Here is an 18,410-nt window from a genome sequence, read left to right on the forward strand (position 1 = left end):
TTCGAAACAGCTGCTTATGATAAAGAAACAGCAGGGCAGGTTATCCTATACCCGGAGATATTAAGTCCTTTATAAACGCCCAAAGCCTCTTCTTGTGCCACCAAGCGGGCAGAATTGATTTCCGCAAATTTCTCCTCCAGCAACAAAACCACAAAGGGATCCAGATGCCGGCTCTCTGCCATGTGTTGCAGAATCTCTATCACGCGTTTGGGAGCCAGGGCCTGCCTGTAGGGACGGGTCTCGGTAAGTGCGGTAAACACATCCGCCACGGCTAAAATCCTTGATCCCAAGGTCAATGCCTCAGCTTTTAGATGAAAGGGGTAGCCGCTGCCGTCCAGCCGTTCATGGTGAAAAGAAGCCCAAGCGTTGATTACCTCCATTCCGTTAATCTTCTCCAGGATCCGGTAAGAATAATAGGTATGGCTTTTCATAATATGGACTTGTTCAGTCGTCAAAGGCCCCGGTTTTTCTAAGATCTCCGAAGGTATGGCAAGTTTTCCCAGGTCATGTAAGAACCCAGCGATCCGCATCATTAGGCATTCCTTTTCCGAAAAGCCCGCGAATCGAGCGATCGCTTCCCCGCTGGCTGCCACACCGGCGGAGTGGGTAGCGGTAAACATACTTCTAAAGTCAATAATCCTATAAAACAATTTGGCAATGTCCAGAAGTTCCTCTAAATCCAATTCTATAATTTGGGCATCTAATTTGGGGGCTAAGACTGAATCGATAAAGGGAGAAAACAGATCCAGCCAAAACCATTCTTGCTTCGCTAAGGCATTAAAAACATCAACCAGGTCGGGGGAAAACATCTTGCCTGACTCCCCCGTTATTTTATCGATAATCCCCTTTACCTGTCCCAGGATCTCCCGATGCTTGTCCATCAATACCTCAACCCGGTCAGCCAAGTGCAGAATATGGCTTCCCAGAGGAATCCGCTCGGAAAGTGCCGACTCCCGTCTCTCATTCCAATAGACGTGGTGATATCTCACCAAAGGCGCCACGTGAGACAACAATCTAATATCCTTGAGGAATTGGTAGCCAATCTGACTATGTCTGTCGCACTCCTTCGTTTTAACGCCAAAATCAAACTCTAAAGCGCTGATTTTTTCTTCCAGCGACAGTACGCCGCAGTCGTGCAGCAGACCTGCCAAAAGTACCTTCATTCGTTCCTCTTTACTAAGCCCCATCTCTTCAGCAATAAAATACGCGATATAGGCGACCCGCTTTTGGTGGTTAACCATGACCGGATTAATCAGGTCCATGGTATTGGATAAAGCGACAATTAGATCAAAAAAAGATATGCGCGGTTCTTTAATCATAAATGTTTCCTCTATTCTATTCTATGGTAACCGTTTTGGACGTCTGGTCCCAGTTTACTTTCTTTTCCAGTGCCTCCGCTAATTTTCTCACAGGGGCAAAGGTCTCTCCATCAATGATCTTTCCCTCAATGACGATTTTACCTACTATTATTTTGGCAAGAGTCTCTTTATCTTGCGGCTCTTTTTCCTGATAAGAAGAAGTAAAAACTTCCGGTGACCGATACAGATCCACCAGTCTTTTTGCCTCAAACCCTTTCAGTTGAAAATGAGGTTTATCAGGAAAGTTCGTCCATCTCCCACCCCACTCCAATCCTAATGACTCGCCCAAAGGCCCGATCCGGTCATAGTGCTGGGTATCCCAGGTCACCTTGCCGCTTAAAAGGACAGCAATGTCAAAGGCTACCCCCCAGCAATGCAATGACATGGGATAAGAGACCCAGGTGACAATTTTACCCGGTTTTGTCCGCCCCTGGGCATAAAGATCATCCTGTTCTTTTTTAGTGCGCAAGGTTTGGGTGACAAGAAGGTCATATCCTTTAGATTTGGCTAGCCTAAGCAGCTGATGGCACTTTTCCTGCAACTCCGGGTGAAGAAGTTCAATCTGTTTCAAAATACTCCCCCCTCTTTTTCTTTTTTTTCATTCACCCTCCTAAAAACCATTTTCTATTTTAACATTTTTCTAGCTCAGTTGATTTTGCGCCTCATCCATTTCCAGAACCATTTTTTTAAACTCCTTCAGCAATACCGCATCGTAATGAGTTCCGGAATACCGGTCAAGTTCTTCTAAAGCCTGCTCCAAAGACATTCCTGCTTTATAAGGCCTGTCCGTAGTCATGGCATCATAGCTGTCCACAATGCGCAAAATCCGGGCACCCAAGGGGATATCCTCCCCACAAATCCCGCTCGGGTATCCCGTGCCGTCATAATTCTCGTGGTGGTATAAAATAATCTCTTTGACCCGGTAAAATGACTTTAAAGGATCAACAATATCGGCTCCCCAAACCGGGTGCATTTTTAAAAGATTCCACTCGTTCTCATTTAATTTTCCGGGTTTATTCAGGACTTCACGGGAGATCTCCACTTTGCCGATATCATGCAGCAAAGCGCCAAAAGTAATCTCCTGGATCAACTTCGCCTCCACTTCCATCCTCAGGGAAAGGTTTTTCGCCATCTCCATGACCCGTAAAGAATGACCGTAAGTATAACGGTCTTTGGCATTAATGACCATGGTAAAAGCGCTGATGGAATTAAATAATTCTTTCTCTTCTTCTTTTAAAGGCAAACTTACTTCATCAAACACGGAATAATAACTTTCCACCCGGTTTTTACTGACGAATTTCGCCCGGTATAAGGCCTCGTCTGCTTTCTTGATCAGCTTCTCTTTATTATTGGCATTAAGGGGAAACTCGGCAATACCAATGGAAGCAGTCAATTTCCCCTTGGGGAATACATTTACCCCGGGAAAATTGCTCTCTTCAATCCGGCGCCTGATCGCCTCCCCGATGTCTTTCGCTCGATGAATGCCTATGCCAGGTAAAATCACCCCAAACTCTTCCCCTCCGTACCGGGCACAATAGCCAAGTTTCCCCACGGTTTCTTTCAAAATTTGAGCCAAACTGACCAGGACCCGGTCTCCTTCCTGGTGCCCATAAGCATCATTATAATACTTAAAATAATCTATATCTAAAAGTATCAGGCTGACACTGTTATTTTCTTTTTGAGCTTTTTCCAGTTCTTGATCCAATAGATTTTGGAAACTGCGATGGTTATAAATGTCTGTTAACCCATCATGAGTGGCCAGTCTCTCTAACTCGGTGCGAATGCTGTATTCCGTTTCGGTCATATTTCCTAAAAGCCAGGCCAATAAGAAAAGAACGCTGCTGAACACGATGTCAGCATCTATATCAATAAAATGTTTAAAATAGCCTATCATGAATAAGACCGAAGACAAAACAAGCGCTGTAAAGAGTGCCATCCGAACCCCATACTTGAGCGCCATAATAATCACAGGCATTAACAAAACAATTTTAAATAAATCATCATATTCTTTAGACAGAAAAAATACAGCAACTACGATATATATTCCCACGATAGTAACATCCAAAAATACCTGGCTGTTTGAAAATCTAGGACTTATCATTTGAAGCAAAGGGATAAGAGCTAATAACAAAAGAAAGACAATAATAGTATTAGATTTTATATAAAGATCTTCAAAAGAAACGTTAGTTGTTCTAAACAATAAAACCCCCATTAACAGAAAAAATAGCACCTGGGAAATAACAATATAGTTATTAATAAAATTGTTTCGTTTCGTCTCGAAAGATTTCATCATAATCCCCTTATAGAAAATGAGGCGTTCAAGGCGCCTCATTTACAAAGCTATTTTTGTAAACTCTTGGGCAGTTCAGGTTGGTAATGAGCGAAAACACAGGCGAAAACAGAACTAAAAGTTGCAAGAAACGTTAAAACAGACGCCAAGGTAAGAAACAACCATCTTTTCATGATTTTCACCTCCTTTATGTTTTATTTAGGAAAGGAAATAGTGTCGCTGTTTGATAAAGTATCCCTAAAGTAATAGATACTTTTATTAAAACAGCATCCACTGTAACAACCAAACACATCATCAATAATACAAAACAAACCGCACCAAGTTTTAATCTTTTCCGCAAAACGGGGGACTTTATCCGTTTTGCCGCACAGTCCACAGGCGCATAAATTACTACGATTAGTAAACAGATTATTAAAGCTAATAAAAGATACCCATTGTTTACCACCATAACTTTTGACAAATATTTTGCTATTACTGCCAAGGATCCATAGCCCAAGGCACCAAATATTATACACCTTAATGGACTACTCGCATGCGCACCCCCGGAAAACTTCCGGAGCACCCCACCGGAAAGCCCAGCAATCAGGGCAGGAAGAGCAGCGCCAAATAAAGCCCCTACAAAGACTATGGATGCAAAACCTGTTACAGATAAAAGCAATCCTTCAATGGCATAGGCAATGACTTGTTCTTGTTCCTCGTCCAGCCTTGCTTGCTTAGAAATAAATTTAGCACTCGTACTACTTAGTTTTAAATAACTCATAGTGACCTCTTACCTTAACAATCTTTTTACCACAAATGCAGCCAGAAATATCAGAAGGATTTGGGGAATTCCGGTCAAAGTCATTAAAAACTGATTGTTGCTAATTTCATCCCAAGGTAGATGGAATATCACATTGATCCCCCAAAAACAAACAGTTTCCGCTAATATCAAAAATGCATTTCCTAATAAAACAGCAATAATTGCCCTAACTAAATCTATCTTTTCCAAAAAAGTTAACAAAAAAATTAATAATCCGATACCAACGATGGTATGAATTCCAAAAGTAATGGGGAGCATCCGTAGCACATAAAACACACAACCTATTAAAACCCCAAGAAGAACAATCTTTTTCCAGTCTATTCTTGCTTTCGCAATAACAAAAACTAGCGTAACCAAGGCAATACATTCTGGAATACCTTGGAACAAAAGCCCCCATAATGTCAGTTTCATCTTATCCCCTCCATGATGCTTATTTCCGAAATAAATTTCGACATAAATCTATTTATTCCTACTCAAAAAAGAAAATTTATGCAAAACCATCCATAATTGCTAAATTAGAATAATCCACCCAAAGGTTACCTTAATGATATTTTATTAGTAATAAAGGCAACAAACAGCATTAAAATAACCTGTGGTATTCCCGATATAATCATTAAAATTTCGTTATTCCTGATTTGGTCCCAAGACAGCTGGAATAGCGTACTGATCATCCTAAAACAAATTGTTTCAGCGAAAATCAAAAATACATATACCAATATAACAGAAATAACTGACCTGACTAAACTTATCTTTTCTAAATAAACCATTATAAAAATTAATAATGCGATAGCAATGATAGTATGAACACCAAAAGTAATTGGCAGCAAACGAATTAAATATATAAAACAAGCCATGAAAATTCCCATAACAACAATCCTTTTCCAATCCACTTTTGCTTTCGAAATAAGAAAAGTTAATAAGACCAAACTAATCTGTTCGGGAATACCTTGAAATAGGAGCTCCAATAAAGTCATTTTCATTTTTGTCCCCCCTATGATTTTATTCTTAAATTCATCTTCGACATCAATTCAGTTTTTCCTATTTTTAGCAAAAAAAAATTTACTAAATGTTCAATTTATACTAAAAGCTTACTAAAAAGCCTGAAAGAGTAAGAAGTTTTATGGGTTATTGTCTTTTTACGCAAAATATTATACAATCAATAAATAGAAAAAAATTCCTTCTCAAGCTGGACTTTATCAATGGCAGAAGTCAAACCTCATAAATTTTGCACTGATTAAACAAAAAAACGGGGCTTCGTATTTAACGAAGCCACCGTTTAATCCTAATAATGAGGGCTAGATGATGAAATTTTTTCAAGATAGACGGGATGAAACGATAAACCAATACATCTTATTATGTGAAGTGATTTTTTTTCTCTGTGCAGGGATATTTATTTTGCGTTTATCAAATTTAACATTGGATAACTGGTTTACAAGATTTCCAGTATTTGCCTTGCTCATCATACTTTTGGGACTTGTCCCCATGATACAAAAAATAAAAATAAGTAGTTTCCCATATGCTTGGGCTTCAGAGCTATTTGTCGGATTTTTTTATATTGTTTTAATCAGTTTTTTTTTGAGAAATGAATATGAATACATATTTAAGCTGACTTTACTGATGCCGGTAATCATCATGTCCCTGAAATACGGGCTCAAGATGGCCTTTATCGCGGCTTTTTTATCCATTGCCGCCAGCCTGACGCTTAGCTATTTCCAGGGCTTCGCCTCTATTGACGCCGATATCATATTTTGTGAAATCATTCTTTTACTGGCCTGGCTTTTAGGACAAATGACGGAAACGGAATATCAGATCAGATCCAACCTGGAGCAGGAAATAGCGGCACGGAAACGGGCGGAGAATGAACTAAAGGACCAGCTGTGCTTTTTGCAGAACCTGATCGATACGATTCCGAATCCCATTTATTTTACGGACTTAACCGCGGTTTTTATGGGGTGCAATAAAGCATTTGTGGATTTCTTCGGTATGCCGGAAGAGAAAATCATCAATAGATCTATTCATGATATCTTTCCCTGTGATGTGGCTCAAAAATTGAGCAAACCGGATTGTGCCCTTCCTGAATCCGTGCCCTCCGTGGTAGAATTAACCCTTCCCAACGCCCAGGGGGTTGTCCGGGAAGTGATGGTAAATAAGACTGCTTTTTTCAATAATGAGAAAAATGTAGTCGGTTCGGTAGGCATAATTGTTGATATTACCGAGCAAAAACAGTTGCAGAAAGATATGGCTCAAGTGGACAGGCTGAATCTGGTAGGTGAAATGGCAGCCGGAATAGCTCATGAAATTCGAAATCCCATTACAACGGTAAGAGGTTTCTTACAGTTATTTCAGATTAATCTTAATACAACGACTTTACAAAATCACGTTGAACTGATGATTGAGGAATTGGACCGTGCCAATGATATCATCAGGGAATACCTTTCTTTAGCGAAAAACCGGGTGTTAAATGTTACCCCGCAAAACCTGAATTCCATTATCTTATCCATCGCCCCATTGATCGAAGCGGATGCGATTCTATCCGATAAAAACCTGGATTTTCAATTAGGGGATATTCCGGATTCTCTTTTTGATGAAACCCAAATCAGGCAGATGCTCCTTAACTTGTGCCGCAATGGATTGGAGGCCATGACGGCCGGTGGTGTCCTCACCATCAGTACTTTCGAAGAAGGCAAGAACATTGTTTTAACGGTTGAAGACCAAGGCACGGGAATTGACCTGAAGCTAATAGACAAAATAGGAACTCCTTTTGTCACCGGCAAAGAACATGGTACAGGCTTGGGGTTGGCGGTTTGCTACAGTATCGCCACCAGGCATAATGCTTCCATTGCTTTTGAAACCGGACCCCGGGGAACTACCTTTTTTGTCCGGTTCCAAAAAACTTAAAATGCCTCTTCAAATACTTCAATTTTTACTAGATTTCCTTCCCTGTCCAGCTGAACGGCTACGACGCAGAAACTTACCTGCCGATGAAACTGTCTTGTTGCCGCCAGGTAAACCTGGGCAATTTTTTTTACTTTTTCCTGTTTCCGGTAATTCACATTTTCTTGGGGCAATCCAAAAGCTAAGGAGGTTTTGGTTTTAACTTCTACAAAAACTAAAGTCCCGGCCTTTTCCCCAATAATGTCAATTTCGCCAAGCCGGGAGCGGTAATTTCGTTCTATAATCCGATAGCCTCGTTTTTTCAGTCTTTTTCTGCTTCGTCTTCTCCTTTTTTCCCTCTGGCTAATCTGAGAAAAGTCACTTTGGAACCCCCAATTGACAATTTAAAATTACGTTTATTTATAACTGGAGCAGCAGAGCCGAAATCATTGGCTGCACTTATTGATTACTAGCTTCTTTGAGATCATCTATTACCTGTTTTGCTGCACCTTTTATGGTCCCTTCAATCTTAGCAGTACGGTGCATAAGAGTATCAATCTCTCCCCGTTGAACCTCTTTGCTTTCAAGGATTGCCCGCAGCATCAGGCCGTGTTCTTCTTTTATCCCTTTAACCTCTGTTTCTAGTTCATGCAGCCTCTGGCCGTGTTCTTCTTTTATTTCTTTAACATCCTTCTCTAAATTATGCAGCATTTGGCCATGTTCTTTTTTTATTCCTTTAACTTCAGTTTGCAGCTCTTTAAAGTTACTTTTTATCCCTTTGACGTCCCTCTCTACATTATCAAGTTTAGCAAGTATTTCTTTCAAAATCTGCTCCATAGTTATTTTTTCCTCCCGAACTAAAACTTTCTATCTGCTTATCTTTTATTATACCTGTACCCATATGGGATCTCAATTTATTTTTCCACAGCTTGCTATTTTTGAGAGTCACTGCAAGGAACATGAAATGTCATGCGGTGAATACAGGTCCGTCCTAGCCGGGAAATGATCTCAATATGTTCCGGGGTGGGATACCCTTTATGTCGAATGAATCCATAATCCGGGAAACGGCTGTCGTACTGCGTCATCAGCCGATCCCGGTGGCATTTTGCCAGAATGCTGGCGGCGGCAATGGAGGCGCTCCGGGCATCCCCTTTAATAATTGGGGTTTGGGGAATATCCAGACTGCGCAATGAGAGGGCGTCAATGAAAAGATGCTCCGGTCTGAGGCTTAGTTTTTTCACCGCCCGGACCATGGCCAGGCAAGCCGCCTGATAAATATTGATCCTGTCTATGTCATGGGCTCCTACTGCTCCCACTGACCAAGCCAGCGCTTTTTCTTTGATTTCCTTTTCCAATAAATATCTTTTTGGTTCGGGAATCTTTTTGGAATCATTCAGCCCGGATATGAAGCATTCGGCCGGAAGGATCACAGCACCGGCCACCACAGGGCCGGCTAACGGTCCGCGACCTGCCTCGTCTATGCCGGCGATATATTTTATGCCCTTCTCATACAATTCCCGTTCAAATTGATATAACCCTTGAATTCTTTCCCGTTCCCGGCGAAGTTTCTCTCCATGGCCCAAAATCTCCTGGACAAATTTTCTCCGGTCTCCCCTTAATTGTTCGATATCTTCATGGGTAAATTCATACCCGTCCAATAGCATCTGATTTATTTTTTGCACAGACATCTTTTCCCAATTCATCCGGTATTTCCTCCATCTGTATGGTTTCCGGGACCCAAGTTCCGGAAAGGACCGGGACTGTCCCCCGTTCCTTTGTCTCCGCTATCCATTGTCCATGGGCTCTTCTAAAGAAAATCGGCCCAATTTCCCGTTTCTGAACTCCTGGAGCAGCATCACTGCCGTTTGGTCCATTTTGACGACGCCGCCGGTAGCCAGAAAGCCTCTTTTTTTGCCGATTGCCTCCAGGGTTTTGAGGGGATCCGGGTCCACTTCCCCTATTTTATACCGTTCCCTCAGGGTACCGGCATCATGCTCCGCTAAAAAATGCACCAGGTTCCGGGCCACATCTTCCACAGGATAGACCAAATCACTGACCGCCCCGGTTATGGCCAGTTTGAGACCTGTCGCCCGGTCCTCAAACTTGGGCCACAACAACCCGGGTGTATCCAGCAATTCCAACCCTTCGACAACTCGAATCCATTGGGGACCTTTCGTGATACCAGGCTTATTCCCTGTTTTTGCGGAAACCTGATCCGCCATGGCGTTAATAACCGTAGACTTGCCCACATTGGGTATACCGACCACCATGGCTCTTACCGCCCGGCGTTTTCTTCCTTTTGCCTCCAAGGCCGCCAGCACAGGCTCGGCACTTTGTTTCACCATATGTATCAATTCTTTGATCCCTTGTTTCAAAGCCCCGTTTACGGCCACGGCCCCTAAACCTTGAGAGGCAAAATAAGAGATCCATTTCTTCGTTGCCGCCCCATCGGCCAGGTCCTTTTTGTTCAAAACAATCACCCCGGGTTTCTTCGCCAGGAGTGATTTTAAATCCGGATTGCGGCTGCTTTGGGGGATCCGGGCATCCACCACTTCGATCACTACGTCCACTAAATCCAGATTCTTTTTAATTAATTTTTTGGCCTTTGCCATATGGCCCGGGTACCACTGAATGGTCGGGGAATCTTCCATGAAAGTCACAACCTTATCTTTAAATAATTATTCCGGGAGGCAGGTTTAAAGGAGCAGCCTCCAGCGGGGAACCGGCCAATAGAGGATGATCGCCTTTCCCTGAATCCGGTTTTCCGGCAGCGTCCCCCAAGACCTGCTGTCAAAACTGTCCCCCCGGTTGTCACCCAGAACCAAATATTCCCCTTTCGGAATATGGACCGGGCCGAAGTCTTGATAAATCACGCCGCCGGGCAGATAATTCTCTGGATATGCCTTCCCGTTGATAAAAATGCTGTTTCCTTTACCTTCTATGGTTTCACCAGGCAATCCGATTATTCTCTTGATGTAATATTTTTTTTCATCCAAAGGAAATCTGAATACGACAATGTCGCCCCGTTTCGGCACCGAGAGGCGGTAAATGATCTTATTGACAATAATGCGGTCTCCCGGCTGTAAAACAGGATACATGGAGAGCGAAGGAATAAAAGAAGGCTCGAACAAGAACATACGCATCACAATTGCCAGGATCACCGCGAGGGCAATCAACTCCAACCACTCTCCGGGACGTCCTTTGATGAATTGGGCAAAGGAGCCGGCAGGCCTCATAACTGATATTCTCCCATCATGGACATCGCCTCATAAGTTTTCCGAAAAATTTCCTAATAGATAAAATTTCTGCATCAAGCAGCTAAAATCCTTTAACGTATACACCCAGAATCATGTAAAAAGGACTGAATTTCTCCAGTCCTTATCTTTTAGCGGATCTCTTTAATTCTGGCCGATTTACCGGTGCGTTCTCTCAGATAGTAAAGTTTAGCCCGGCGTACTTTACCCCGGCGCATGACCTCGATCTTGTCAATACGCGGGGAATGCAGCGGGAAAGTTCTTTCCACACCGACACCGTATGTTACCCGTCTCACGGTAAATGTTTCCCGGAGGCCGCCGCCTTTGCGCCTAATCACAACACCTTCGAAAATCTGAATTCTTTCCCGGGTTCCTTCCACTACCTTCACGTGAACCTTCACGGTATCACCAGGTCTGAAGGGAGGAATATCTTTGCGCAGCTGTTCTTGTTCGACAACTCTTAATAAATCCATGACCTGCTCCTCCTTCCTTCCAAGACGTTCATAACTGCTTCCTTCATCCGCAGCAGAGGACCGCCCGTACTTCGCAACTCACGCCAAAAGGCGCCGAGATATATTATAGCATACCTATCTGGTACTGGCAATATTCTACCACCATTTTTCCCCGTGCAACCGGTCCAGAATGATGGAAACAGCACTGCGCACGGATAAATGATTATATTCCCCCGGACCGTAAATAGGTTTGAGGATATAATCCGAGCTTTCGATCAGCGACGTTTCCAGCCCCCAACCGGTTCCAAACAAGAGCAGGTAATTTCCCCCCTGCCGGGCCATAGTTTCCCGCAATTCCAAATAGCTTGCCGTTTTGGGGTATGCCTTGGCCGCTGTGGAAATGACTTTGGGCGCCATACCGTACTCATTTTCGATCATCTCTTTCACATCTTGCACAGAATTGGCCAGAGCAATTTTGGTTAAGGCCTGTTTCCGGTCCGGGTTATATCTTGCCCCATATCCCTCCACCCAGTGGCTGATTAAGGTATTGATCAAATCGTGCTGGGCTTGGACCGGCTGCACCAGAAAATACTTTTCCACGCCAAAGGTCGCCGAAGCCCGGGCAATATCGTGCAGGTCCAGGTTTGTAAAAGAAGTATTGACGACTTCCTTCTTTTTATTATAGACCGGATAATGCACCAAGGCCGTAAAAAGGCGGTAGCCCTGCTCCGCCCCTTGCCGGATTTCTCCTAAGAACTTGAGATCTTCCTCATCCAAAGGAGCCTTGGCCAACAGATCCGGACGGTTTGTCCAGGTCTTCAGAAGGGATTGTTTTCTGCGCCAAAGCCGAATTTGCTCGTGATTCCCCCCCATTAACACCTCCGGGACCTTTCGCCCTTCAAATTCCGGGGGCCTGGTATACTGGGGATACTCCAAAAGACCGTCGGAAAAGGACTCCTCATGGGCAGAAGCATCATCGCCCAATACCCCGGGCAGCAGCCGGACCACGGCATCAACCATGATCATGGAAGGCAGTTCTCCTCCCGTCAGCACAAAGTCCCCCACCGACAATTCATCTGTCACGCACAATTCCCGTATTCTCTCGTCAATGCCTTCATAATGGCCGCAAATAAAGACTAAATGGGCTTCCTGGGACAGCTCAAAAGCCTTCTTTTGGGTAAAAGGTTTCCCTTGCGGGCTGGTGAGAATAATCCGGGGGGACCCATCAGCCGTGCTTTTGACCTGTTTCACCGCTTCAAAAATGGGCTCGGGTTTCATCACCATCCCGGCGCCGCCCCCGTAAACCACATCATCCACGATGCGGTGTTTATTAAAAGCAAAATCCCGAATATCCGTAATTCTAATATCAACGATGCCCTTTTCCCCGGCTCTTTTGATGATGCTTTCCTGCAAAGGAGCAAACATCGCGGGAAAAAGGGTCAGAATATCAATCTTCACTTTATTGCCCCCTCTTAATCATCCAGTCCCCTGGGAAGTTCCACTACCATCTTCTGATGATCCACATCTATGGCCAAAACCACGCTTTTTAATGCCGGCAGGAGCAAATCCTTTTTATTTTCCCTTTTCACCACATAAACATCATTTGCTCCCGTTTCCAGGATCTCTTTGACCTGGCCCAGATGCTGGGAATCGGCATCATAGACATCCAGACCAATGATTTGAAAATGGAAAAAGTGGCCCGGGGGAAGTTTTGCCACCTGGTCAGGATCAACCTGCACCAAACTGTTCTTTAATTTTTCCGCCTCTTCCCGGTGATCAAAACCGCAAAATTTAATTAAAAACAAGTCTTGCTGTTCCCGGACCTGTTCAATGTCCAGATAATGATTGACGGCATCCACCCAAACCTTCTTCGTCTTTTTAAAGCGCCGGGGAAAGTCGGTTAAAGGCTGCACCTTGACCTCTCCATGGACACCATGGGCAGCGATAATTTTACCAATGGTGATTCGTTCACTCACGTAGGATCCTCCTCAAAAAAGCCGCGGCCGCGTAACATCAATCGTTTCCTGTGGATTTAGACTGTGTAAATTATAACACAAATTTCCTGAAAGGGAAAAACCCATGAGTATACTTTTCACCTCCCAGCAAATACTACTTTCAATTATTTAATTATTGAACGGATGGGTTTTCCCAAGGATGAACGGGATGCCGATTTTTTTTCTTTTCATTTAATAGAAAATTTGGTAAAATATTTTGTATACCATATGCATAATTTAATATATTATGAGGTGAATCTTTTGGATGAAAAAAGTTTAAAAATTGAAAAAATACCCATTACCAGAACAGAGGTCTTTGAAAAAATGTATACTGCCATCATCTCCGGATATTTTAAGCCGGGAGATCGCTTGGTGGAAAGAGACCTCTCCCATATATTGGGGGTTAGCCGCACCCCTATCCGAGAAGTTCTGCGGGAACTGGAAAGATTAAATCTTGTTAAATCCGAGCCCTATAAAGGAGTCTTTGTCAATATCGTTACGATTAAAGAAGCGAATGATATCTTTGTGGTAAGAAAAAACATGGAAGGGCTTGCCACAAGGCTTTGTGTGGAAAATATCACGGAAGAGATTCTAGAAAACCTGGATAAAAATTTGCTATCCTATCGGGAAGCCCTAAAAACAAATGATGTGCAACGTATGCTGGAACTGGATGACGACTTTCATTCTATTATTTATAATGCCACGAATAATAATATCTTAATCAGCATGATCCACAATTTGCGCACCATGATTAGTTATTTCAGAGTATACTCCCTGCCCACCCGCCAAAAAGAGACTTACCAAGAGCATGAAGATGTATTTCGCGCCATCAAGTCCAAGGATGCGGATCTGGCCGAAAAAGCCATTCAGGATCACATTGCTGCCTTTTGGGTAGAGGTTAAGCACCATATCAATAAGGCCAATCAAGCTAATTTCAACGATCATCCTTCTATGTGCAGCAAATAATAGCCTGTGTAAAATAGAATGAATATAAATTGTACAAAAAAAGCAAGAGCCTTCTACCAATGAATGCATAAAAGGCTCTTTTGCTGGGGTTGGCATATTAATACTTCCACAAAGGAAGAAGTTTACACCCTTATGGGCCTATCTTTGTCGTCCTCAGCTAATTGGCTTCTGACAAAATTCGCTGAGCACGCCGTGCGTATCCTTGGGGTGCAGAAAAGCAACCAAAAAGCCTTCTGCGCCGATATAAGGCTTTTCAGTGACCAATCTGATATCACATGCTGCGGCATTGGCCAAAGAAGCTTCCATATCATCGGTTAAGAATGCCAGATGGTGTATTCCCTCGCCGTTTTTGGCAATAAATTTACCCACCGGAGAGTCCTCCTTTAACGGCTCCATCAGTTCTATTTTAATATTCGCGAAGTGGGCAATGGCCATTTTCATACTGCCGTCCGCAACCGGTTCCGGCACTATTTTTATACCGGGGAATAATTTTTGATACTGGTCTGCTACCGCCGTCAAATCCTTGACGGCAATACCGATATGCTCCACTCTCATCAGTTTAGACCCTCCTTTTTTCCCTCCCGGTCACTATAGTAAATCGCTCCCGGCACGGGACAAGTCAATCTGCATAGGCCACAGCCCACGCAATTATCCTGGTTCACCTCTACCCTTCTTTCCGGGCTGAAGGTAATGGCCTGATAGGCGCCATCCCGGCAGGATACAAAACACCGGCCGCATTGAATACATCGTTCCTGGTTAATATTGGCCTTTAATTGTTGCCCTCTGCTTAAGAATTCCGTTGCAGGCACCAATTTATCCAATGCTGCGCCAACCATCTCCTGCACCTGGCCATATCCCTGTTCTGCCATAAAACGTTCCAGCCCTTCTGTCATATCCTGGATGAAAGAATATCCTTCATACATAATTTGAGTTGCTACCTGGAGCGTGGAAGCACCCAGAAGAATATATTCAATGGCATCATGGGCGCAGGTGACGCCGCCTATGCCGGAAAGAGGCAAATGGAAGCCGGGGGTATGGGCTATTTCGTAAATGCAATATTGGGCCACAGGTTTTATCGCCCCGCCGGATAGTCCCACCGAAGCGGAACATCCCGCAATGGTGGGCAATGGTTTTGCGGTAGCCAGGTTAAAACCGCCGATAGACTTTAACGCATTGATCCCGCTGACGGCTGCCGCCCCCCCATCCTGTGCCGCTTGGGCAATCGCGGCGATGCTGTTTACATGGGGCGTGACCTTGACTAAAATGGGCCGGCTTACCGCTCCTTTTAACCAGCCCAGAACCTTTTGGACTGAATCGGCATTTTGGCCGATGGAGCCGCCGGCTCCGTCGGGACAAGACAAACAAGCTTCAATTGCGTCAGCCCCGGTGGCTGCGGCCAATTTGGCCAGCTGATGCCAGGCTTCTTCCTCAAAAGGAGCCTTGATACTCAGGATCAGCATTCTATCCGGATATTTTGCCTTTACAGCAGCAAAACTGTTCAAGGTATCCTGAACGGATTTGTCTATGCGAAAGTCAAAATTCCCTAAACCAATGGTATTTTTCTGCAACCTTCCGGTACTGCCGCCGGGGCGGATACCGACAAAACGCGGGGACAAGCTGCGGTCCGGCAAATCCTGATCCAGGGAAACGCTCTTCGTTACCGCGCCGCCCCAACCCATTTCAAAAGCCCGGCCAATCATTTCTCCGGTTCTGGCCACAGGAGAAGCCGCCAGAAAAAAGGGATTGGGGCATTTAAAGCCACAAAATTCAATGCCGATATCAATTTTTGCCATTTTAGCATCCTCCCTTTCGCAGCATTTTGTGCATATGCAAAGCGGCCCTTTTTCCGTCAGCCACCGCCCGCACTACCGTAAATGAACCGGATTGGGTCATATCACCGCCGGCAAAAACTTCCGGAATATTGGTGGAGAGAAAATCGTCCACCACCACATGACCGGAGGGATTGAGCTGAATACCCTGGGCAGAGAAAAGCTCCTGCTGTGTGTCAAAGCCAATGGCAGTGACCACCATATCGATGGGATAAGTAAAATTAAATTGATCGCCAAGGGAACACACATTCCATGCCCCATTTTCCTCTGCAAGCACTTTTGAGCGCTGGAAACGGATGGCCGATACCTTGCCCCCTTGTCCCAAGATGGCCTCAGGTATTGCCAGCATATGAAACAGGACGCCTTTTTGCCAAGCATCTTCCCTTTCCTTTTGCCAGGCGGTTACCTCCTTATTGGTGCCGATAAAAAACACATGTACTTCTTCCACGCCTCCGGCAACCAAAGTCCCGGCCACGTCCATGGCCACATTTCCCGCGCCGATGACCGCTGCTTTTTTGTGTTTTCCTTTCAGCCAGCGATTTCCCGTTAAAATTTCTGTGCATGTATAAACCCCGTCCAAATTGCCTCCTGAAATAGAAAGCGTCTTTTCCTGCCATTTTCCACAGGCTAAATAAATGCCCTGAAAGCCAAGCTCTTTTAATGCGGACAGGGTGATATCTTTGCCAAACGTCCGATGAAAATGAATCGGTAAAGCATTGGTGAGCGCCTTCAATTCGGATATCAGCATATCCCGGTTGATCCGAAAGCCGGGTATCCCCTGGGTAAGCCGTCCGCCAAGTGCCCCGGTTTGTTCAAATATTTCCACCTGATAGCCCATTTGTTTTAAATACAGGGCACAGGTAATGCCGCTCGGTCCGGCGCCGATGACCGCGACTTTGCCGTTATTCCCCTGTTCCGGCTGAAAGAGGCTAATATCTCCCGCAATATTTATCCGCTGGACCGGGATTTCCTTCCTATTTAGCGCGGCATTGCCCCAGCCCTCCTGCCTTGCTGTCTCCAGAGCATATCTTTGTAAATTTTTGATATCAATGGGCTGTCCCAGTTTATGGGAAGTGCAATTTTTCTGGCATAAGCTTTCCTGGGGGCAAATTACCCCGCAAATTAATCCGAAAGGATTGTCCTTTTCTATGGTCAGGGCCGCGCCTTTAAAGTCTCCTTTATGGATGAGCCTGATAAACTTATCTACTTCTATACCGGCAGGGCACCCCTTCCTGCACGGGGCGTCATAACATTGCAGACACCGGTATGCCTCCAAAAGGCTGCCCTGCAGCTTTTCTGCTTCACAACCGCTCACTTCTACCCCTCACCTTCCTATCCCAATATTTTTATCCTAAATATCGTTGCGCGTTACTTGTGCTCTTTCCGGACACTGGTGATTCCGGCCGCGATCAGCCCATCTATTTCCTCCGGACTATATTGAGCCGCCTGAAGAATTTCTCTGGTATGTTCCCCTAATAAAGGCGGATAATCGCGTCTCCGGCAAGGAGTATGGGAAAAGAACACGGGAAATCCGATGGTGGGAATTTTACCGGCTACCGGGTGTTCAATGTCCCAAATCATGCCCCGGGCGAGCACATGGGGATCCTTCATCACCTGATCGATGGAATGAATGGGTCCGCAGGGAATTCCGGCACTGTCCAATTTCTCCAGGCATTCCTCCACCGTAAGATCTTTCAGTACCTTTTCTATCTCAGCCGCCAAAGCTCTTTGATTTTTCACGCGGGAGGCATTGTCCTGATACCTTTTATCCTCCATTAAATAGGTCATGTCAAACAAGATACAGAATTTTTCCCATAACATGTCATTCCCGGTACCCATGGTGAACGCACCGTCTTTTACGGTGAAAGCCTGATAGGGAGCATTCTGCGGGCTGGCAGATCCCATGCGTCCCTGAATAGAGCCGTCGGCAAAATAATTAAGCCCTGCCATCATCCCCCAGGCAACACCGGCTTCAAAAAGGGAAGTATCCACCAGTTGCCCTTTTCCGGTCTTCTCCCGGCTTGCTAAAGCAGCCAATATGCCTAATCCGGCGTACAATCCCCCGCCGATATCACTAATAGGATAACCAACCTTTACCGGAGGCCCGTTTTCTTCCCCTGTCACATACATCACGCCGGACATTGCCTGCGCCGATAAATCAAAACCGCCTTTGGGGGCATAGGGTCCGGTCTGCCCGAAACCAGAAACGGAGCAGTAGATCAAACGGGGATTGACGGCCTGCAGGCTCTCAAAATCCAAACCATATTTTTTTAATGTTCCCGGACGAAAATTTTCCACCAGCACATCGGCTGTTTTCACCAGCCTGCGGATAACTTCCTGTCCCGCAGGTTCTTTCATATTCAAGGGCAGGCTGCGCTTGTTACGATTCAGCGCCAAAAAACTGGTACTTTCTCCCTTGATAAATTTGGGCCCGTAAGTACGATAGACTTCCCCTGAGCCGGGCCTCTCTATTTTAATGACATCCGCCCCTAAGTCACCCAAAATCTGGGTGCAATAAGAGGCTGAAAGAAACTGGGTGATATCGATTACCTTTAAACCATCAAGACAATTCATTGTTTCTCCTCCGCCAAATT

General features: G+C 44.8%; 21 protein-coding genes. 2 read left to right on the forward strand and 19 right to left on the reverse strand.

What is annotated here, in order from left to right; all coding sequences use genetic code 11:
• Positions 1-14 precede the first annotated feature (14 nt).
• The 7 genes from DCMF_RS07105 to DCMF_RS07135 form a co-directional block, all read right to left on the reverse strand.
• The gene (locus tag DCMF_RS07105) at positions 15-1,319 is read right to left on the reverse strand and encodes an HD-GYP domain-containing protein (protein WP_148133781.1); all 1,305 of its coding nucleotides are present in this window, start codon (positions 1,317-1,319) and stop codon (positions 15-17) included.
• A gap of 16 nt (positions 1,320-1,335) precedes the next feature.
• A complete protein-coding gene (locus tag DCMF_RS07110) occupies positions 1,336-1,929 on the reverse strand; it encodes a M15 family metallopeptidase (protein WP_148133782.1) in 594 nt (197 codons plus the stop codon).
• A 69-nt stretch (positions 1,930-1,998) separates the two neighbouring features.
• Positions 1,999-3,408 (reverse strand): bifunctional diguanylate cyclase/phosphohydrolase, encoded by a 1,410-nt coding sequence (locus tag DCMF_RS07115; RefSeq protein ID WP_214659169.1) that lies wholly within the window; start codon positions 3,406-3,408, stop codon positions 1,999-2,001.
• Between the two features lie 290 nt (positions 3,409-3,698).
• Positions 3,699-3,821, reverse strand: coding sequence for a cyclic lactone autoinducer peptide (locus DCMF_RS07120; RefSeq protein ID WP_148133784.1), 123 nt, complete (start codon positions 3,819-3,821; stop codon positions 3,699-3,701).
• 14 nt (positions 3,822-3,835) lie between these two features.
• On the reverse strand, positions 3,836-4,408 hold the full coding sequence (locus tag DCMF_RS07125) for an accessory gene regulator ArgB-like protein (RefSeq protein WP_148133785.1): 573 nt from the start codon (positions 4,406-4,408) through the stop codon (positions 3,836-3,838).
• Between the two features lie 9 nt (positions 4,409-4,417).
• Positions 4,418-4,858 (reverse strand): hypothetical protein, encoded by a 441-nt coding sequence (locus tag DCMF_RS07130; RefSeq protein WP_148133786.1) that lies wholly within the window; start codon positions 4,856-4,858, stop codon positions 4,418-4,420.
• 125 nt (positions 4,859-4,983) lie between these two features.
• Positions 4,984-5,427 (reverse strand): hypothetical protein, encoded by a 444-nt coding sequence (locus DCMF_RS07135; protein ID WP_148133787.1) that lies wholly within the window; start codon positions 5,425-5,427, stop codon positions 4,984-4,986.
• Between the two features lie 637 nt (positions 5,428-6,064).
• On the opposite strand from DCMF_RS07135, the gene DCMF_RS07140 reads away from it, so the two are divergent.
• Positions 6,065-7,345, forward strand: a complete 1,281-nt coding sequence (locus DCMF_RS07140) for a two-component system sensor histidine kinase NtrB (RefSeq protein WP_214659170.1) — start codon at positions 6,065-6,067, stop codon at positions 7,343-7,345.
• Here DCMF_RS07140 and DCMF_RS07145 read toward each other — a convergent pair.
• From DCMF_RS07145 to rimM, 8 genes are all read right to left on the reverse strand, one after another.
• The gene (locus DCMF_RS07145) at positions 7,342-7,725 is read right to left on the reverse strand and encodes a YraN family protein (protein ID WP_335582427.1); all 384 of its coding nucleotides are present in this window, start codon (positions 7,723-7,725) and stop codon (positions 7,342-7,344) included. The genes DCMF_RS07140 and DCMF_RS07145 overlap by 4 nt on opposite strands.
• Positions 7,726-7,780: 55 nt before the next feature.
• Positions 7,781-8,158 carry a hypothetical protein gene (locus DCMF_RS07150; RefSeq protein ID WP_148133790.1) on the reverse strand — a complete coding sequence of 126 codons (378 nt, stop codon included), beginning with the start codon at positions 8,156-8,158 and terminating at the stop codon, positions 7,781-7,783.
• A gap of 95 nt (positions 8,159-8,253) precedes the next feature.
• Positions 8,254-9,024: a ribonuclease HII gene (locus DCMF_RS07155; RefSeq protein ID WP_214659171.1), complete on the reverse strand. Its 771-nt coding sequence runs from the start codon at positions 9,022-9,024 to the stop codon at positions 8,254-8,256.
• Between the two features lie 81 nt (positions 9,025-9,105).
• Positions 9,106-9,972 carry a ribosome biogenesis GTPase YlqF gene (gene ylqF / locus DCMF_RS07160; RefSeq protein WP_148133791.1) on the reverse strand — a complete coding sequence of 289 codons (867 nt, stop codon included), beginning with the start codon at positions 9,970-9,972 and terminating at the stop codon, positions 9,106-9,108.
• Positions 9,973-10,017: 45 nt separating this feature from the next.
• Entirely contained in the window at positions 10,018-10,557 is a 540-nt protein-coding gene (lepB, locus tag DCMF_RS07165; protein ID WP_148133792.1) for a signal peptidase I, read from the reverse strand.
• A gap of 149 nt (positions 10,558-10,706) precedes the next feature.
• On the reverse strand, positions 10,707-11,048 hold the full coding sequence (gene rplS, locus DCMF_RS07170) for a 50S ribosomal protein L19 (protein WP_148133793.1): 342 nt from the start codon (positions 11,046-11,048) through the stop codon (positions 10,707-10,709).
• A gap of 135 nt (positions 11,049-11,183) precedes the next feature.
• Positions 11,184-12,485 (reverse strand): tRNA (guanosine(37)-N1)-methyltransferase TrmD, encoded by a 1,302-nt coding sequence (gene trmD, locus DCMF_RS30320; RefSeq protein ID WP_148133794.1) that lies wholly within the window; start codon positions 12,483-12,485, stop codon positions 11,184-11,186.
• A 14-nt stretch (positions 12,486-12,499) separates the two neighbouring features.
• The gene (gene rimM, locus DCMF_RS07180) at positions 12,500-13,003 is read right to left on the reverse strand and encodes a ribosome maturation factor RimM (RefSeq protein WP_148133795.1); all 504 of its coding nucleotides are present in this window, start codon (positions 13,001-13,003) and stop codon (positions 12,500-12,502) included.
• Between the two features lie 279 nt (positions 13,004-13,282).
• Between rimM and DCMF_RS07185 the strand changes: the two genes are divergently transcribed.
• Positions 13,283-13,987, forward strand: a complete 705-nt coding sequence (locus DCMF_RS07185; RefSeq protein ID WP_214659172.1) for a GntR family transcriptional regulator — start codon at positions 13,283-13,285, stop codon at positions 13,985-13,987.
• A 153-nt stretch (positions 13,988-14,140) separates the two neighbouring features.
• Here DCMF_RS07185 and mce read toward each other — a convergent pair whose 3' ends face one another.
• The 4 genes from mce to DCMF_RS07205 are packed head-to-tail and all read right to left on the reverse strand — an operon-like array spanning position 14,141 to position 18,390.
• Positions 14,141-14,542 (reverse strand): methylmalonyl-CoA epimerase, encoded by a 402-nt coding sequence (mce, locus tag DCMF_RS07190; protein WP_148133797.1) that lies wholly within the window; start codon positions 14,540-14,542, stop codon positions 14,141-14,143.
• The gene (gene preA, locus DCMF_RS07195) at positions 14,542-15,780 is read right to left on the reverse strand and encodes an NAD-dependent dihydropyrimidine dehydrogenase subunit PreA (RefSeq protein ID WP_148133798.1); all 1,239 of its coding nucleotides are present in this window, start codon (positions 15,778-15,780) and stop codon (positions 14,542-14,544) included. Before preA ends, mce begins: the two co-directional genes overlap by 1 nt.
• A 1-nt stretch (position 15,781) precedes the next feature.
• Positions 15,782-17,131, reverse strand: a complete 1,350-nt coding sequence (locus DCMF_RS07200) for an FAD-dependent oxidoreductase (RefSeq protein WP_148133799.1) — start codon at positions 17,129-17,131, stop codon at positions 15,782-15,784.
• A 53-nt stretch (positions 17,132-17,184) separates the two neighbouring features.
• Positions 17,185-18,390 (reverse strand): CaiB/BaiF CoA transferase family protein, encoded by a 1,206-nt coding sequence (locus tag DCMF_RS07205; RefSeq protein ID WP_148133800.1) that lies wholly within the window; start codon positions 18,388-18,390, stop codon positions 17,185-17,187.
• Positions 18,391-18,410: the final 20 nt, after the last annotated feature.

It is taken from the genome of Candidatus Formimonas warabiya, from assembly GCF_002777255.1.
Classification (GTDB): domain Bacteria; phylum Bacillota; class Dehalobacteriia; order Dehalobacteriales; family Dehalobacteriaceae; genus Formimonas; species Formimonas warabiya.

Excerpts from the sequence above, each read along its gene's own strand:
- DCMF_RS07105 (WP_148133781.1), bottom strand. The coding sequence starts at position 1,319 with ATGATTAAAGAACCGCGCATATCTTTTTTTGATCTAATTGTCGCTTTA.
- DCMF_RS07120 (WP_148133784.1), bottom strand. The coding sequence starts at position 3,821 with ATGAAAAGATGGTTGTTTCTTACCTTGGCGTCTGTTTTAACGTTTCTT.
- DCMF_RS07125 (WP_148133785.1), bottom strand. The coding sequence starts at position 4,408 with ATGAGTTATTTAAAACTAAGTAGTACGAGTGCTAAATTTATTTCTAAG.
- DCMF_RS07130 (WP_148133786.1), bottom strand. The coding sequence starts at position 4,858 with ATGAAACTGACATTATGGGGGCTTTTGTTCCAAGGTATTCCAGAATGT.
- DCMF_RS07135 (WP_148133787.1), bottom strand. The coding sequence starts at position 5,427 with ATGAAAATGACTTTATTGGAGCTCCTATTTCAAGGTATTCCCGAACAG.
- DCMF_RS07140 (WP_214659170.1), top strand. The coding sequence starts at position 6,065 with ATGCCGGTAATCATCATGTCCCTGAAATACGGGCTCAAGATGGCCTTT.
- DCMF_RS07150 (WP_148133790.1), bottom strand. The coding sequence starts at position 8,158 with ATGGAGCAGATTTTGAAAGAAATACTTGCTAAACTTGATAATGTAGAG.
- DCMF_RS07155 (WP_214659171.1), bottom strand. The coding sequence starts at position 9,024 with ATGAATTGGGAAAAGATGTCTGTGCAAAAAATAAATCAGATGCTATTG.
- ylqF (WP_148133791.1), bottom strand. The coding sequence starts at position 9,972 with ATGGAAGATTCCCCGACCATTCAGTGGTACCCGGGCCATATGGCAAAG.
- lepB (WP_148133792.1), bottom strand. The coding sequence starts at position 10,557 with ATGAGGCCTGCCGGCTCCTTTGCCCAATTCATCAAAGGACGTCCCGGA.
- rplS (WP_148133793.1), bottom strand. The coding sequence starts at position 11,048 with ATGGATTTATTAAGAGTTGTCGAACAAGAACAGCTGCGCAAAGATATT.
- mce (WP_148133797.1), bottom strand. The coding sequence starts at position 14,542 with ATGAGAGTGGAGCATATCGGTATTGCCGTCAAGGATTTGACGGCGGTA.
- preA (WP_148133798.1), bottom strand. The coding sequence starts at position 15,780 with ATGGCAAAAATTGATATCGGCATTGAATTTTGTGGCTTTAAATGCCCC.
- DCMF_RS07205 (WP_148133800.1), bottom strand. The coding sequence starts at position 18,390 with ATGAATTGTCTTGATGGTTTAAAGGTAATCGATATCACCCAGTTTCTT.